Origin of the sequence: Promicromonospora soli, from assembly GCF_014653785.1 — a bacterium.
In the GTDB taxonomy this organism is placed as follows: domain Bacteria; phylum Actinomycetota; class Actinomycetes; order Actinomycetales; family Cellulomonadaceae; genus Promicromonospora; species Promicromonospora soli.
In genome coordinates, this window is sequence record NZ_BNAS01000007.1 from 194,510 (window position 1) to 208,384 (window position 13,875).

Sequence of the window (13,875 nt, forward strand, 5' to 3'; positions counted from 1 at the left end):
GGGATCGCCCGGCGGGCCCGTCCCGGCGCGCGAAGGGCCGCAGCTCCCTGAGCTGCGGCCCTTTGCGTACGACTGCCTTTCGCTGCGCCCCTCGGGTCGGTCAGGACCCGGCGGGCTGCCCCTGGGCGCCGACCTTTCGGGCGTTGCCCTTGCCGCCGCCGTTCCGGGCGCCTGCCCGTCCGCCGGCCCTGGGGCCCCTGCGGCCGGGCGGCCGCTGGTCGCGGATGTACTCCTTGTAGCTCTCGGCCACCTCGTGCGTCGGGCCGTCCATCACGAGCTTGCCCTGGTGCACCCAGAGCACTCGTGTGCACATCGCCTCGACGGTCGAGATCGAGTGGCTGACCAGGAACACCGTCCCGGCGTTCTGGCGTACCTCCTCGATCCGCGCCTTCGACCGCGCCTTGAACGCGGCGTCTCCGGTGGCGAGCGCCTCGTCGATCATCAGGATCTCCGGGGACGCCGCCGAGGAGATGGCGAAGCGCAGCCGGGCGGCCATGCCGGACGAGTAGGTCTTCATCGGGAGGTACACGAAGTCGCCGATCCCGGCGAACTCCACGACCTCGTCGAAGCGCTCCTCGACCTGCTTGGGCGTGAGCCCGAGAGCCAGACCACCGATCATGATGTTCTGCTCGCCGCTCAGCTGCGGCATGAGCGCCGCGTTGACGCCGAGCAGTGACGGCTCACCCGACACGTGAACGCTGCCCGACGCCGGCGGCATCAAGCCGGCGATCGCCCGCAGCAGCGTGCTCTTTCCCGAGCCGTTGACGCCCACGATCCCCACCGACTCGCCGTGCCGGACCGTGAACGAGATGCCCCGCACGGCGTGCACCTCGCTCACCCCGCCGGTGTGCTGGCGGCCTGCGCTGACCAGTCGCTTGAGGAACGAGGGCTTGATCTGCGCCTCGCGGACCTCGGCGCCCTTCGCCGCTTCCTTGCGTGCCCGGCTGCCGACCACGCGGTAGACGACGTGGAGGTCGTCCACGACCAGGCAGGGATCGCCGATCGGGGTCTCGGGTGCCGTCTCTTCCAGGTCCTCGGGCTCGAGCTCGAGGTCGAAGTCCATGTGTGCGTCGGCCTCAGTCACGTCCGTACCTCTCCTCGCCCCGCCAGAAGATGACGAAGCCGATCGCGAAGAACACCACTGCCCACGCCGCTCCGAGCGCCCACATCAGCCCGCTCTGCGGGATGCTCTCCTCCTGCGTCAGGCAGGACCGGACGAGGTAGAGGAAGACCGCCACAGGCTGGTACTCCAGGATCCCGCCTACCACGACCTTGGCGCCCTCGGAGATGTTCATCCGCTCGAGGTAGCCGGCGAGCGGGAAGATCACGCCGGAGCCGTACATCACCACCCGCATCACGAAGCCGATGATGTTGTCCAGGTCCGGCGTGGTGGCCACGATCCGGGCCATGATGAAAGCGAGCCCGGTGTTGAAGATCCACAGGAGCACGACGGCCGCTGGCAGGAGCAGCCACCACCAGGTGACCGTCATCGTCTGGTACCCGGGGAGGAGCCCACTGAGTAGCACGATGACGCACATGACGACGAGCGCCGGCAAGAGCGTCGCCAGGAGCGAGAGCACCGTGGACATGGGCAGCACAGCTCTCGGGAAGTGCAGGGAGCGCAGCAGCTGCGTCTTTCCGCTGATCGACTTGGCGCCGCCGGTCACCGACGACTCGATGAACCGGAAGATGAAGACGCCGATCACGATGAAGGCGATCGAGTTCCCCACGTGCCGGTTCACGCCCAGCAGGATCCCGAAGATCAGCACGTAGACGGCGGCGTTGAGGATCGGGTTCAGGACGGCCCAGAGCTGACCGAGGTAGTTGCCCTGGTTCCTCGCATAGGCGGTGGAGGTCGCCAGTGTGCGAATGAAGGACCAGCGGCCCATCAGGTCCCGGATGTACTCCAGGAGCGGTGGGCGGACGTTCAGCCGGCGAAGGCCGTACTGCTTCGCCAGCGCCATCCGCTCTTCCGACGTCGTGTCGGGCTCCAGCGGCGGCGGTGGTTGTGGCGTGCCGCCGCGCACAGGGCGGACACCGGCTGCGGCCGCATCGGTGGTGGGTGTGCTCACGGTTTAGGAAATACCTGTCTGTGGAGGGCAGGCCGGCATCGACCGGCCATCAAAATCCTAGCGGGTCGGGCTGAAAACCTACCAGACAGGTCGGGCATTCCGGGGCCTCCGCCCGGCGTGATCCTGTTCTCCCCGACGTGAGAGACTGCCCATCGTGCCGACCGCCCACCACAATTCGCCTCATCCGACGGGGCCTGCGGGCGCACTGGTCGAGTCGCCGCTCCAGCTTCTCTGCACCATCGAGGCCCATGCCGCGGGGCTCGGCGGGACCCCGACTCGCGTCCATGTGCGCGACGACGTCCCCGCGCTGGACGACGCCCTGGACGAGGTACGGCGTTTCGGGCTGCCCGAGGGGTTCGCGGCCGACCTGGGCGGACGGCGCGCTGCGCTCACCGCTCACGAACCGGTCTGGCTGGTCGGCGACGCCTTCTCCGGCCTGTTCCAGGCGACGGCGCCCCTGCGGCGCGGCCTGACCCACGTCGTTCTCGTCGACGACGGGCTCGCCACTCTCGACCTGGCCCGACGGCTGGCGGAACGCGAACCGCTGGTCCGCCCGCGCGCCACGGCCGGCGCGGCACGCCGCCGACTAGGCACCGTCGCCGCCCGCCGGCTGCGGGACCTCGCCGCCGACGGACGCGCGACCCTGTTCACGGCGCTGCCCCTCGACGCGGGTGTCAGCGACCGCCTGCGCGCACAAGGATTCGAGCTGGTGCGGAACGAGTTCACCTGGCTCGCCCACGCTCCGGCCGGTGACGCCCCGGCCGAGCCGACGGTGGTCATCGGCTCCGCCCTCGCCGCCGACGGGCTGATCGACACCGACAGCTATGTGGAGTGGGTCCGGTCGCTCGCGGCAGACGGCCCGTTGCGCTACCTCCCGCATCGCCGCGAGCGGAACGAGGCACTGACCAGGCTCTCCGCGATCGACGGGCTGGTACTCGACGCGGCAGGGGCCCCGGTAGAGCTACGCTTGCGCGGCATGGCGGCATCGCAGCGCGTCGTCAGTCTCCCATCCACGGCAGCCGTACTCCTGACCACGATCCTCGCCCCCCGGGGCGTGGCGGTCACGCCGCAGGCCGTGCCGGACCGCTGGTGGACCGATCGCGCGGCACCGAGCTTGCGCGCGCACCTCTCGAGCGTGCTCCGGCTCGCGGCGGAGACCCGCGCCGCCGGAACCGGACCCGACTCGACCTACCCGGAGGACCACGGATGACCATCCGCGTGCTCGCCGTCGCGGACAGCGACTCCTACCTCAAGTGGGCGTGCTCGACGCTCGACAGCCTCGGCGCGCCCGACGCCCCGCTGGAGCGATCGGCCGTCCTGATCAGCACTCCGATCGTGCCCACCACGAGCCAGATCGCGGCCGCCGTCGCCGGTTCCTCCGTGGTGCGCCCGCACGTGCTGAGCCTGCGCGCCCTGAAGCAGCACGTCCGGGACGCCAAGCCCGACGTCGTGCTGGTCGCCGCGACCGGGCCGGTCGCGGAGATGGTTGCTCGCACGGTTGTCCGGGCGGACCCGCAGCGGCGGCCCGCCCTCGTCACCGGCCTGCCGGGCATGGCCCTGCCGGCCACGCCGCGCGGCACGGCATGGCGCCGCTGGTGCGACGCGTTCGTCGTGCACAGCCGCCGGGAGCGCCTGGCCTACCAGGACGCGTTCGCCGCCCACGGCGTCGAGCCGCACGTGGTACTGACCCATCTGCCGTTCCTGGAGCGGAACGCCACCATGACGCCGAAGCCCATCGAGCGCGTCGTGTTCGCCGCCCAGGCCAAGGTGCCCGCCGGGCGCACCGAACGCCTCCGCCTGCTCGACGGCCTGGCGAACATCGCCAACGAAGGCTTCGACGTGATCGTCAAGCTCCGCGCCCGCAAGGGTGAGCGGCAGACGCACAACGAGGAGCACCCCTACGACGACCTGTGGGAGGCCGAGCACGCACGGCTCGGCCATCCGGCCGGCGCCCTGCGCTTCGTGGACGGCCCCATGGCCGAGTGGCTGCAGTCCGGCACGGCCCTCGTGACCGTCAGCTCGACGGCGGCGCTCGAGTCGCTGGCCCTGAACCTGCCGACCGCCCTGGTCGACGACTTCGGCGTCTCCGACGAGCTCCTCAACGAGCCCTTCGCGGGCAGCGGCTGCCTCGTAGCCCTCGCGGACGCCGGCAAGCTCTTCCGCGAGAGCGGCCCCGTGCCCGACGCCGCGTGGCTGGACGAGAACTACCTGCACAGCAGCGACTCGGAGCTGCCTGACGTCGTCTCGGCCCTCGCCGCGCAGCGTGCGGACGGCACGCTGCGCGAGCTGCCGGACGTGCGCCCCTGGCTGTGGCCACGGCACGTGCGGGTGCTGCTGCAGTCGGTGCTGCCGGCCCCGGTCTACCAGGCCATCCTGGTCGTCGGTCGCCCGGTCAAGCGGGTGCTCGGCGGGGCAGCGCCGTCGCTCGAGAACCGGTAGCCGACACCCGCCCAGATCGGGTGAATTATGCCAATCTGGGCGGGAACTTCGTTGCCCGGTCAACACGTAGCGGCTAGCGTCGGCCGGGCTCCACGACCCTACGGCCGGAAGACATCATGAAACGTGCTCTGATCAGCACCGCAGCTCTCACTCTGTCGCTCCTGACCGCCGGCGCGGGGACCGCCGTCGCCGCGGACGTCCCGGACCCCAGCGCGTCGCCTTCGCCGAGCATCTCCCCTTCGCCGTCCCCCAGCGCAGAGCCCGACGCCGATGTCATGGCGCTGGAACCGACACTCGGGCTGGCCCCGAACTTCACGTGCGACGAGGACCCGTCCGACGACTTCCAGATCCCGCAGGACGGGGACGGAGTCACCTACACCCTTGAGGACGGCATCTTCACCGCCGCGCTGGAGGAAGGGTACGTGTGGGGAGAGGGGCCAGTGAACTGGGACCCCTGGACCGATCCCATCTACGAGGAGCCGCCGTACATCGAGCCGGAGCCTGGCACCACGGACCCGTACGTCAGGGCGGTCGCCGACTACGCGTTCCCGAACTGCAACCACAACGACGAGACGACCGTCAACGTGACGACCGAGTGCACGGACGGCATGGGCTACCTCGTGTACGACATCGACGCGTGGTGGGCGACCGACGAGACCAGCGTCGCCATCTACCCCTACACCTCGGACGAGGCTGCCCAGGGGCGCACCGTCTATGACGGCAACACGCTGTCCGGCCGGCTTGCCTGGGACGGCAGCACACCCGGCATGACCGGTCCGATCGCTGTGGGGTACGGGGACGAGATCTACGATCCGGAGGAGACTGCGGTAAGCGACCCCATCTTCTGGATCCACACAGGCGAGGGCCGGGACATCCATGAAGCGCTGGCCATGCTCCGCTTCGAGTCCGCCGACCCGTGCCTCGGCGTCGACGGCGGAACTGGCGACGGTGAGGGTGAGGGTGCGGCCGACGGCTCCGACGACGACGAGCTCGCCGCGACCGGCCCCGAGGCCGCGTGGCTCACGGCCGGCGTCGCCGCGCTGCTGGTGGCCGCGGGCGCCGCGCTCGTCGTCGTACGTCGCCGCCTGGGCGCCTGAGACGACCCCATAACGCGCTGAGGCGCTCACCCCGCACGGGGTGAGCGCCTCAGCAGCGTCGACGGTCAGACGCCGTCGTCGGTCCGGACCCGCTCGGTGAGGCCGCGCAGGAAACCCGCCCCCCACGCCATGTGCATGGTCATGAGCGTGACGGGCAGTGCGAGGGCTGAACGCAGGTCCAGCCGTGGGCTGCGGGTCGCGGCGTGCGCCGAGGCGGCGAGGACGCCCAGCAGGTAGGTGGCTGGGGCCACGAGGCCGACCACCACCAGAGGCAGCAGGCCCGCTATCGCGCCGCCGACGGCAAGCAGGACCGACGTGCCGAGCACGACGACGGCGGTCGGCGGGGCGAGGTAGCGCAGGTTCGCGGTGCCGGGGTTGCGGCGCACCACCTCGCGACGCCACATGCCGGTACGCCAGAACTGCGTGGCGACGGCGCCGAGCGTGCGACGCGGCTTGTACTGGACCACGAGCGACGGGTCGAACCACAGCAGGCTGCCGCTGTTCCGCAGGCGCAGGCACAGCTCCCAGTCCTGGGCCCGCACGTACACGGGCGAGTACCCGCCCACGCGCTCCAGCGCCTCACGGCGGAACGTGCCCAGGTAGACCGTCTCGGCTGGGCCGGCACTGCCGCCCGTGTGGAACGACGCGGCGCCCAGACCTGCCGGGTGGCTCATCGCGCGCGCCACGGCCTTCTGGACGGGGGTGTCGCCGACGGGAAGCATCTGCCCGCCCACGCCGTCGGCCCCCGCGGCCTGGAGAGCCTCCACCGCGCGGCGCACGTACGTGGGCTCGGCCACCGTGTGGCCGTCCACGCGTACGAAGATCGAATGTCCCTCGGGCATGCGCTCCAGGCCTGCGTTCAGGCCGAGCGGCTTGGAGCCCGTCGGGTTGTCCACGACGGTGACGCGACCCGTCTCGACCGCGAGCTTGTCCGCGATCTCGCGGGTCCGGTCCTTGGAGGGGCCCACCGCGATCACCATGTGCAGCGGATGCGGGTAGTCCTGGCCCAGGATCGACCGCACCATCGCCTCGAGGTAGGGCTCCTCGTCACGTACGACGGCGACCACCGTCACCAACGGCATGCTCGCCGCATCTACCCGCTCGGGCACGAGGCCCCCTCTCGCGATGGCTGGGCCGCTGCGGCCCGTGCGTTCCCCTGAACCTGCCGGACCGGGGAACATCAGAGGCGGGCACCGCACGTGCGGCGCCCGCCTCCGACGATGAACAGTTCCACGGACTCAGACCCTGCTGGGCGTCCGAGCCTGCGACGTGCCTTCGGTCCAGGCGCTGTCTGACGCGCCTGAGCCTACTACTGGCCTCGGATCAGTGTGCTGATCCGCCTGGGCCTGTGGCTCAGGCGTCGACGCGACGGAGGCGCGACATCGGCGAGAACTCGCCGGGCATGACGCGCTTCTGGCCGTCGCCGAGAGCCTTCTCGAGGATGCGGATGTCACGCACCAGGTTCTCGAGGCCCTTGGGCTCGAGCGAGGAGGCGTGGTCCGAGCCCCACATCGCGCGGTCGAGCGTGATGTGCCGCTCCACGGCGACGGCGCCCAGCGCCACTGCTGCGATCGAGATCTGCAGACCGGTCTCGTGGCCCGAGTAGCCGACGGGCACGCCGTAGCGCTCCTGCAGCGTCGTGATGGTGCGCAGGTTCGCCTCCTCGGGGGGAAGCGGGTAGGTCGACGTGGAGTGCAGGATCACGAGCTTGCTCGTGTCCAGGATCTCCACGGCGGCGTCGATCTGCTCGAGCGTCGACATACCGGTCGAGAGGATGATCGGCTTGCCGGTGGCGGCGAGCGCGTGAAGCATCTCGTGGTCCGTGACAGAGGCGGAGGCGACCTTGTGGGTCGGCACGCCCATCTTCTCCAGGAAGTCCACCGACGGGGCGTCCCACGGAGAGGCGAACCACTGCACGCCCTTGTCCTTGGCGTACGCGTCGATCTCCGTGTACTCCGGCTCCTCGAACTCAACCTTGTACTTGTACTCGAGGTACGTCATCTCGCCCCAGGGCGTCTGACGGATCTTGTCGCGCTGGTCCTTCGGAGTGCTGATCTCCGGAGTGCGCTTCTGGAACTTCACGGCCTGGCATCCGGCCTCGACCGCGACGTCGATCAGCTTCTTGGCAATCTCGACGTCACCGTTGTGGTTGATGCCGATCTCGCCGATCACGTACACGGGCTGGCCGACGCCGACCTGCAGGTCGCCGATGGTGACCGGCGCGGGCTGCGCGTTCGTCGCGCTCATAAGAAGGTCCTTCCGAAAGGGTCAAGCACAGGGTAGTGCTGTTACGTGTCGTCGGGACTAACCGGTGACGACGGGGGTCTGGGCAGCTGCTGTACTGGAGGCGACTTCGCCCTGACGCGCAGCGAGTATACGGTCACAGATCTCACGAACCGCACCGTTCCCGCCCTCGCGGGACAGCACGAGCCTGGCCTGTGCCTTCACCTCAGGGCGTGCGTCGGCGACCGCGACGGGCCATCCGACGACCGCCATGGCGGCGAGGTCGTTGACGTCATTCCCGACGTACGCGACCCGCGACGGGTCCAGGTTCTGCTCGGCGATCCAGGCGCGCAGGGCCGAGGCCTTGTCGTCGATACCGTGCATGACCTGCACCTTCAGCTTGTCGGCACGCGAGGCGACGACCTTGTTGGTCTCCGTGGAGAGGATGAGGATCGGCAGTCCCGTGCGGCGCAGGCGGGAGACGCCCATGCCGTCGCCGCGGCTCACCCGCACCTGCTCGGTGCCGTCCTGGTCGACGTAGGCGTGGTCGTCGGTGTGGACGCCGTCGAAGTCTGTGACGAGCGCCTCGACGTCGAGCGGCACCGGAGCGGCGTCGCTCTTCTGGTCCACGAGCTGGCGGGCGAGCCAGAGGTCGCGCGGCTCGTCGATCTCGATGGACCACTCGGGCGCCAGCGGCTGGATGCCGACGTCGCCGAAGAATCGGCGACCACCTTCACGGAACCCGTCCGTACGCATCACGTAGAACGCACCGGTCTCGCGGAAGTGCGGGGCGCGCTCCTGGCGGCGCGGGCGGTACTCGGTGGTGTGTCCCACAGGGCTGGCGACGCCGTCGTCGATGCGCCACTGGAAGTCGTGCGTCTCGGAGACCGCTACCACTACGTCCTTCTCGCCCGCGGTGACGCGGCGGATCGCCGTGTCCAGGTCTTCCGGGTCGATGAACGGTGAGGTGCACTGCACCAGCACCGTCACTGGCGGGATCTCCTGGGGAGGCAGGCCGCCGTCGCCGGCCTCGACGCGGTCGAGGACGTGCAGCAGCGCCGACTCCGACGATGCCGTGCTGCCCGCGATCTCCGCGGGGCGGGCCACGACGCGCGCACCGTGCAGGCGGGCCTCGGCGGCGATCTCGTCATGGTCGGTCGAGACGATGACCTCGGCCACCGACGGGGCCGCGAGCGACGCCTGTACTGCGCGCCCCACGAGCGTGATCCCGTCCACTCGCGCGAGGTTCTTCAGCGGTACCCCCTGAGAGCCGCCGCGCGCAGGGATGATGACTATCGCCGATGGGGTTGTCTGGTCGGGCATGGCCTAATCTCTGGTGGTAGGGACGGGAGCGGGAGCGACCCTATCGAACGAGGTGCCGTGCGTGGTCCTGGAGCGATGTTCCTGGCGCAGCTCCTCGTACTGGAGAGCACCCGATCTACTGTAGCGTCCCTGCACGCCCGCCCCACCGCGCAGCAGGAGTAGCGAATGTCCCCAGATTCGATCCGCAGAACGCTTGCCCGTCGCGGATCCGGCCTCGCGGCCACCGTCGTGAACGAGACCAACAGGCTGGTCGGCTCGAACGCCGCCACTGTCGAGCGCGCGGACGCCAACCGAGCATTTCTCGACGCTGTCGAGAAGCACGACGAGCACGTCAGCGCGAAGACGCGCCGTGCCCGCAGGGAGCTCCTGGACCACGTCCTGCAGGCCGACGACGGCACCACTCTGTTCGCCCTGACGACCGGCCGGATCGCATGGACGAGCCCGTCCGGCGCCTTCGGCCGTGCGCTGACGCTCGTCGAGACGGCCGTCGACGAGGGCGACCTCCGGTACGCCACCGAGGTCGTCGAGCAGCTCCTCGCCGAGCGCCCGCAGAGTCCTCGCGCGCACGACCTCCGGGGCGTCCTCGAGGCGGCCGAGGACAACTGGGCGGCCGCCAAGAAGGACTGGCGCCTCGCCGAGCGGCGCACCACCCCTGACCCCGAGGAGCTGCGCCAGACCGTCGACCGTCGCGTCCGCCGCGAGAAGAACCTCGCCATGCTCCGTGCGGCTGTCGTGCAGTGGTCCTCGACGCTCGACGTCGACGGTCTCGACGAGGCGACCCGGAGCCTCGTCGACCAGGTGCTGTCCGTCGCACGCAGTCCTCGGCGGGGCGAGGAGCTCGAGGCCGGCGTCGAGGCCCTGCTGGTGCACACCGCCGCCACCGACGACACCGCTACCGTCAGCGCCCTGTTCGACGCCTACGCCGTCATGCGGGGCCGGACGTCCCCCCGCTCGGAGCCCGACTGGCTCGTCACCGCCGTCAAGGAGGCATCGGCGCTGTCCGACGACGGCGACTTCGCCGGCGCGGCGGCCGTGCTCGAGAAGGTCGCCACGACGCCCGGGGCGCTCCGGATCAACCAGTTCCTGCTCATGTGGGCGCGTCTCTTGTCTTCGACCAGCCGGTACGGGGCGGCGCACTCGGTCCTCGGTCTCGTGACCGCACCGCCCGAGGACGTCGCGCAGGCCCAGTTCCAGCGCGCACGGACCGCCTGGATCACGCACCGCTACGAGGACGGCGAGATCGCCGCGGCGGCGGCGCTGGAGGCCGATCCCGAGCGAAGCGCGGCGTCGAAGATGCTCGAACAGATCCGGTCCTCCGCCTACAGCCGGAGCGCCCTCGGCGCCGCCGACCTCGCGGGTAGCGTCGCGCATGTCGCCTACTACCCGGGAGCGACCGGGAACTTCGGCGACGTCATCCTGCCGATCGCGGTCCGGGCAGCCATCGAGACCGCCACGGCACCAACCACCTGGCGGCCGTACCACGCCCACCAGGTCGTCGACGACGTCACCGTGGAGCAGTTCAACGCCCAGCGCGCGGTGGTCGTGGGCGGAGGCGGACTGTTCCTCCCGGACACGTCGCCCAACGGCAACTCAGGCTGGCAGTGGAACGTCGACAACGACCACCTCGAGCGCATCACGACGCCGCTCGCCCTGTTCGCGGTGGGCTACAACCTCTTTGCCGGGCAGACCTTCAAGGGCACCCTCTTCCAGGACAGCCTCGTGAAGGTCGCCGAGAAGGCGGAGTTCCTCGGGCTGCGCAACCAAGGGTCGATCGACCGTGTGCGCTCCGCCCTCCCCGCGTCCCTCCAGGACAAGGTGCGCTACGTCCCGTGCCCGACGACGATCCTGTCGCGCATCCGCCCGCTGGCCACGGCACCCGCCACGGGTACCGGACGGGTGCTGCTCAATGCCGCCTTCGACCGCAGGTCGCGCCGGTTCGGCGAGAGCTACGGGGAGTTTCTCGAGGAGATGGCCCGCCTGGTCAACGGCGTGCGTGCGTCCGGCGCCGAGATCGCCTTCGCCGCGCACCTCACGAGCGACGAGCGGCTCGTCAACGACCTCAGGAGGAGCTTCGACCTGGAGCTCCCGGTGGAACGTCTCTACAACAACCCGCTGGAGGAGAGCCTGGCCGTGTACCGCGACGCAAGCCTCGTGATCGGCATGCGCGGGCACGCGACGATGGTCCCCTTCGGCCTCGGGACGCCCGTCCTGAGCATCGTGTCCCACCCCAAGATGCGCTACTTCCTCGAAGACATCGGGCGCCTCTCCTGGGCATTCGACGCGGCCACGCCGGACCTCGGCGAGCGGCTGCTTGAAAGTACGCTTGACATAGTTGCGCGGGAGGAGGAAGTGCGACGCGAGGTACTCGCCCTCCAGGAGCAGCTCGTCGAGCCCGTGTTCTCCGCCGCGCGCAGCCTCGTCGGCTGACGAGTCCCCGCCCGTAGGCCGCTGCCGGGGAGCAACATCCCCGTTGGTATGCTCGCAGCCGCAGAGACTCGCACGACAGTCTCTCCGGCGACCACAAAGTCGAAGGCCGCGCACAGCGCGAGCCGAAAGGTATTACGTGACCAGTCGTATGAAGGCCGCCCGAGGCGTGCGAGGAGATATCCAGGCGCTCCGCGCATTCGCCGTGATGGCGGTGGTGCTCTATCACCTCTGGCCGATGCACGTCCCCGGCGGCTATATCGGTGTCGACGCGTTCTTCGTGATCTCGGGGTTCCTGATCACGTCGCACCTCCTGCGCGAGGTCGACCGGACCGGGAAGATCGACCTCCCGCAGTTCTGGGCGAGACGCGTCCGGCGGCTGCTGCCCGCCTCGCTGCTCGTCGCAGTCGTCTCGGCCGTCGCCGTCCTGCTGCTCGTGCCGCGGGAGATGTGGCAGACGTTCCTCCAGGACACGATCGCGGCGACCGTCTACGTGCTGAACTGGGCGCTGGCCGCGCAGGCCGTGGACTACCTGGCCGCCGAGAGCGCGGCCTCGCCGGTCCAGCACTACTGGTCGCTGAGCGTCGAGGAGCAGTTCTACCTGGTCTGGCCGCTCCTGATCGTCGGAGCGATGTGGCTCGCCGTCCGCAGCGGGAAGTCCCGGCGCTCGGCGATCTTCGCGGTCCTCGCCGTGACGACCGTCGCCTCGCTGGTCTACGGCATAGTGCTGACGTTCACCGACCCGGCAGCCGCTTACTTCGTGACCCCGACGCGGGCCTGGCAGTTCGGCGCCGGCGCTCTCCTCGCCTTCCTCAGCACCACCCTCGCGAACCGAGGCGGGTTCTCGGCGATCGTGTCGTGGACGGGCATGGCCGCCCTCGTGGTGTCGGTCTTCGCCTACGGCAGCGGGACGCCGTTCCCCGGGGTCGCGGCCCTGCTGCCGGTCGTCGGCGTGCTCCTGGTCGTCGCCGCCGGCGAGTCGAACCACCCCCTCGCACCGACGCGGCTCTACAACCTGTCGCCCGTACGGTGGCTCGGCGACAACTCGTACTCGATCTATCTGTGGCACTGGCCGCCGATCGTGATCCTGCCGTACGTGCTCGGGGGGAACCTCGACTACCGCCACAAGCTCGCGATCCTCGCCGGGACGCTGATCCTCGCCTGGCTGACGAAGCTGTACGTCGAGGATCCCGTTCGCAAGACCCCGGTCCTCGCCAAGCGACGCCCGCGCGTGACGTACGCGGTGCTGGTCGGCACCACGGTGGTCGCCCTGGCGGCGCCGCTCATGGGCATCTCCGTCATCAATGCCCAGGAGCGGGAGAGCGAGCAGCTGGCCGACCAGGCGATCGGTACCGAATGCTTCGGTGCTGCCGCGATCCAGCCGGACGGGACCATCTGCTCCCCCGAGACGGTCACCGAGATCGTGCCCGAACCCGCGGTGGCCGAGAGCGACCTGCCCCCGGTCTACACCGACGAGTGCCGGGTCCAGCCCGAGGGCGAAGGCGTGCTCGAGTGCGTGCTCGGCGATCCAGACGGGGAGCGCTCCATAGCGATGGTGGGCGACTCCCACCTGGCTCAGTGGGCCACGCCTCTGTCGGAGATCGGCAAGGCCAATGGCTGGCGGATCACCCTCTTCTTCAAGGGCGCCTGCGCGTTCTCGGCGGCGATCGAGAGCCTGGACTCGACCTTCGACGAGACGACCTGCATCGCCTGGAACGACGAGGTTCTCGACCGCGTCCTGACCGGGGGCTTCGACGGCGTCGTGACGTCGTCCCGGGCGGGCTACACGTTTGTCGACGCCGCTGGTGAGCCCGACCGCGGCACCGCCGTGGGCGGCTTCCGCGACCGGTGGGCCGAGCTGACCGCCGCCGGTATGCCCGTCGCCGTCCTTGCCGACACACCCCGGATGCCCGACGAAGCGCGCGAGTGCGTCACCACGGCGGCGGACACCGCGTCGTGCGGCGTCGACCGCTCCGAGGCGTTCTCCCTGCCGGAGTACTTCCACGCGGCCGCGCGGGATGCCGACGACGTCACGCTGGTCGACCTCGGGGACCGCTTCTGCACCGACGACCGCTGCCCCGCGGTCGTGGGCTCGGTGTTCGTCTACCGGGACGGGAGCAGCCACATGACCGACACGTTCGCCAGGACGCTGCAGCCATATCTGGAGGACGGGCTTCGCCCCTTCACCACCGCAGTGAGCAACTGACCAGGAAAGTCGAGAGGATTTCGTCGTGAAGATCGCTGTTGTGGGTACGGGTTATGTCGGTCTGTCGAACGCGGTCCTGCTGGCCCAGAAC

The 13,875-nt window shown here is 70.1% G+C and carries 10 protein-coding genes; 5 read left to right on the plus strand and 5 right to left on the minus strand.

Going from position 1 to position 13,875, the window contains the following annotated elements:
* Nucleotides 1–100: 100 nt before the first annotated feature.
* Together IE250_RS21070 and IE250_RS21075 are read right to left on the minus strand one after the other, a co-directional pair.
* Nucleotides 101–1,084 (minus strand): ABC transporter ATP-binding protein, encoded by a 984-nt coding sequence (locus IE250_RS21070; RefSeq protein WP_229872647.1) that lies wholly within the window; start codon nucleotides 1,082–1,084, stop codon nucleotides 101–103.
* Complete coding sequence (locus tag IE250_RS21075) at nucleotides 1,077–2,072, minus strand: ABC transporter permease (RefSeq protein WP_189671264.1); 996 nt, start codon at nucleotides 2,070–2,072, stop codon at nucleotides 1,077–1,079. Before IE250_RS21075 ends, IE250_RS21070 begins: the two co-directional genes overlap by 8 nt.
* A 154-nt stretch (nucleotides 2,073–2,226) precedes the next feature.
* Here IE250_RS21075 and IE250_RS21080 point away from each other — a divergent pair, with 154 nt between their 5' ends.
* From IE250_RS21080 to IE250_RS21090, 3 genes are all read left to right on the plus strand, one after another.
* Nucleotides 2,227–3,282: a hypothetical protein gene (locus IE250_RS21080; protein ID WP_189671265.1), complete on the plus strand. Its 1,056-nt coding sequence runs from the start codon at nucleotides 2,227–2,229 to the stop codon at nucleotides 3,280–3,282.
* The gene (locus tag IE250_RS21085) at nucleotides 3,279–4,511 is read left to right on the plus strand and encodes a DUF6716 putative glycosyltransferase (RefSeq protein WP_189671266.1); all 1,233 of its coding nucleotides are present in this window, start codon (nucleotides 3,279–3,281) and stop codon (nucleotides 4,509–4,511) included. Before IE250_RS21080 ends, IE250_RS21085 begins: the two co-directional genes overlap by 4 nt.
* Nucleotides 4,512–4,627: 116 nt before the next feature.
* Complete coding sequence (locus IE250_RS21090; protein ID WP_189671267.1) at nucleotides 4,628–5,608, plus strand: LAVTG motif-containing sortase-dependent surface protein; 981 nt, start codon at nucleotides 4,628–4,630, stop codon at nucleotides 5,606–5,608.
* Between the two features lie 65 nt (nucleotides 5,609–5,673).
* Here IE250_RS21090 and IE250_RS21095 read toward each other — a convergent pair whose 3' ends face one another.
* The 3 genes from IE250_RS21095 to IE250_RS24690 form a co-directional block, all read right to left on the minus strand.
* The gene (locus tag IE250_RS21095) at nucleotides 5,674–6,717 is read right to left on the minus strand and encodes a glycosyltransferase family 2 protein (RefSeq protein WP_229872648.1); all 1,044 of its coding nucleotides are present in this window, start codon (nucleotides 6,715–6,717) and stop codon (nucleotides 5,674–5,676) included.
* 244 nt (nucleotides 6,718–6,961) lie between these two features.
* Entirely contained in the window at nucleotides 6,962–7,855 is an 894-nt protein-coding gene (locus IE250_RS24685; protein WP_229872649.1) for an N-acetylneuraminate synthase family protein, read from the minus strand.
* 57 nt (nucleotides 7,856–7,912) lie between these two features.
* Nucleotides 7,913–9,154 carry an acylneuraminate cytidylyltransferase gene (locus IE250_RS24690; RefSeq protein ID WP_229872650.1) on the minus strand — a complete coding sequence of 414 codons (1,242 nt, stop codon included), beginning with the start codon at nucleotides 9,152–9,154 and terminating at the stop codon, nucleotides 7,913–7,915.
* A 165-nt stretch (nucleotides 9,155–9,319) separates the two neighbouring features.
* Here IE250_RS24690 and IE250_RS21105 point away from each other — a divergent pair, with 165 nt between their 5' ends.
* Together IE250_RS21105 and IE250_RS21110 are read left to right on the plus strand one after the other, a co-directional pair.
* Entirely contained in the window at nucleotides 9,320–11,581 is a 2,262-nt protein-coding gene (locus IE250_RS21105) for a polysaccharide pyruvyl transferase family protein (protein WP_189671268.1), read from the plus strand.
* A 136-nt stretch (nucleotides 11,582–11,717) separates the two neighbouring features.
* Nucleotides 11,718–13,784 carry an acyltransferase family protein gene (locus IE250_RS21110; RefSeq protein ID WP_189671269.1) on the plus strand — a complete coding sequence of 689 codons (2,067 nt, stop codon included), beginning with the start codon at nucleotides 11,718–11,720 and terminating at the stop codon, nucleotides 13,782–13,784.
* The last annotated feature ends 91 nt before the right edge of the window (nucleotides 13,785–13,875 follow it).

Bases quoted from the DNA above. Each gene is read 5' to 3' on its own strand.
- IE250_RS21085 (WP_189671266.1), top strand. From the start codon at position 3,279: ATGACCATCCGCGTGCTCGCCGTCGCGGACAGCGACTCCTACCTCAAG.
- IE250_RS21090 (WP_189671267.1), top strand. From the start codon at position 4,628: ATGAAACGTGCTCTGATCAGCACCGCAGCTCTCACTCTGTCGCTCCTG.
- IE250_RS24690 (WP_229872650.1), bottom strand. From the start codon at position 9,154: ATGCCCGACCAGACAACCCCATCGGCGATAGTCATCATCCCTGCGCGC.
- IE250_RS24685 (WP_229872649.1), bottom strand. From the start codon at position 7,855: ATGAGCGCGACGAACGCGCAGCCCGCGCCGGTCACCATCGGCGACCTG.
- IE250_RS21105 (WP_189671268.1), top strand. From the start codon at position 9,320: ATGTCCCCAGATTCGATCCGCAGAACGCTTGCCCGTCGCGGATCCGGC.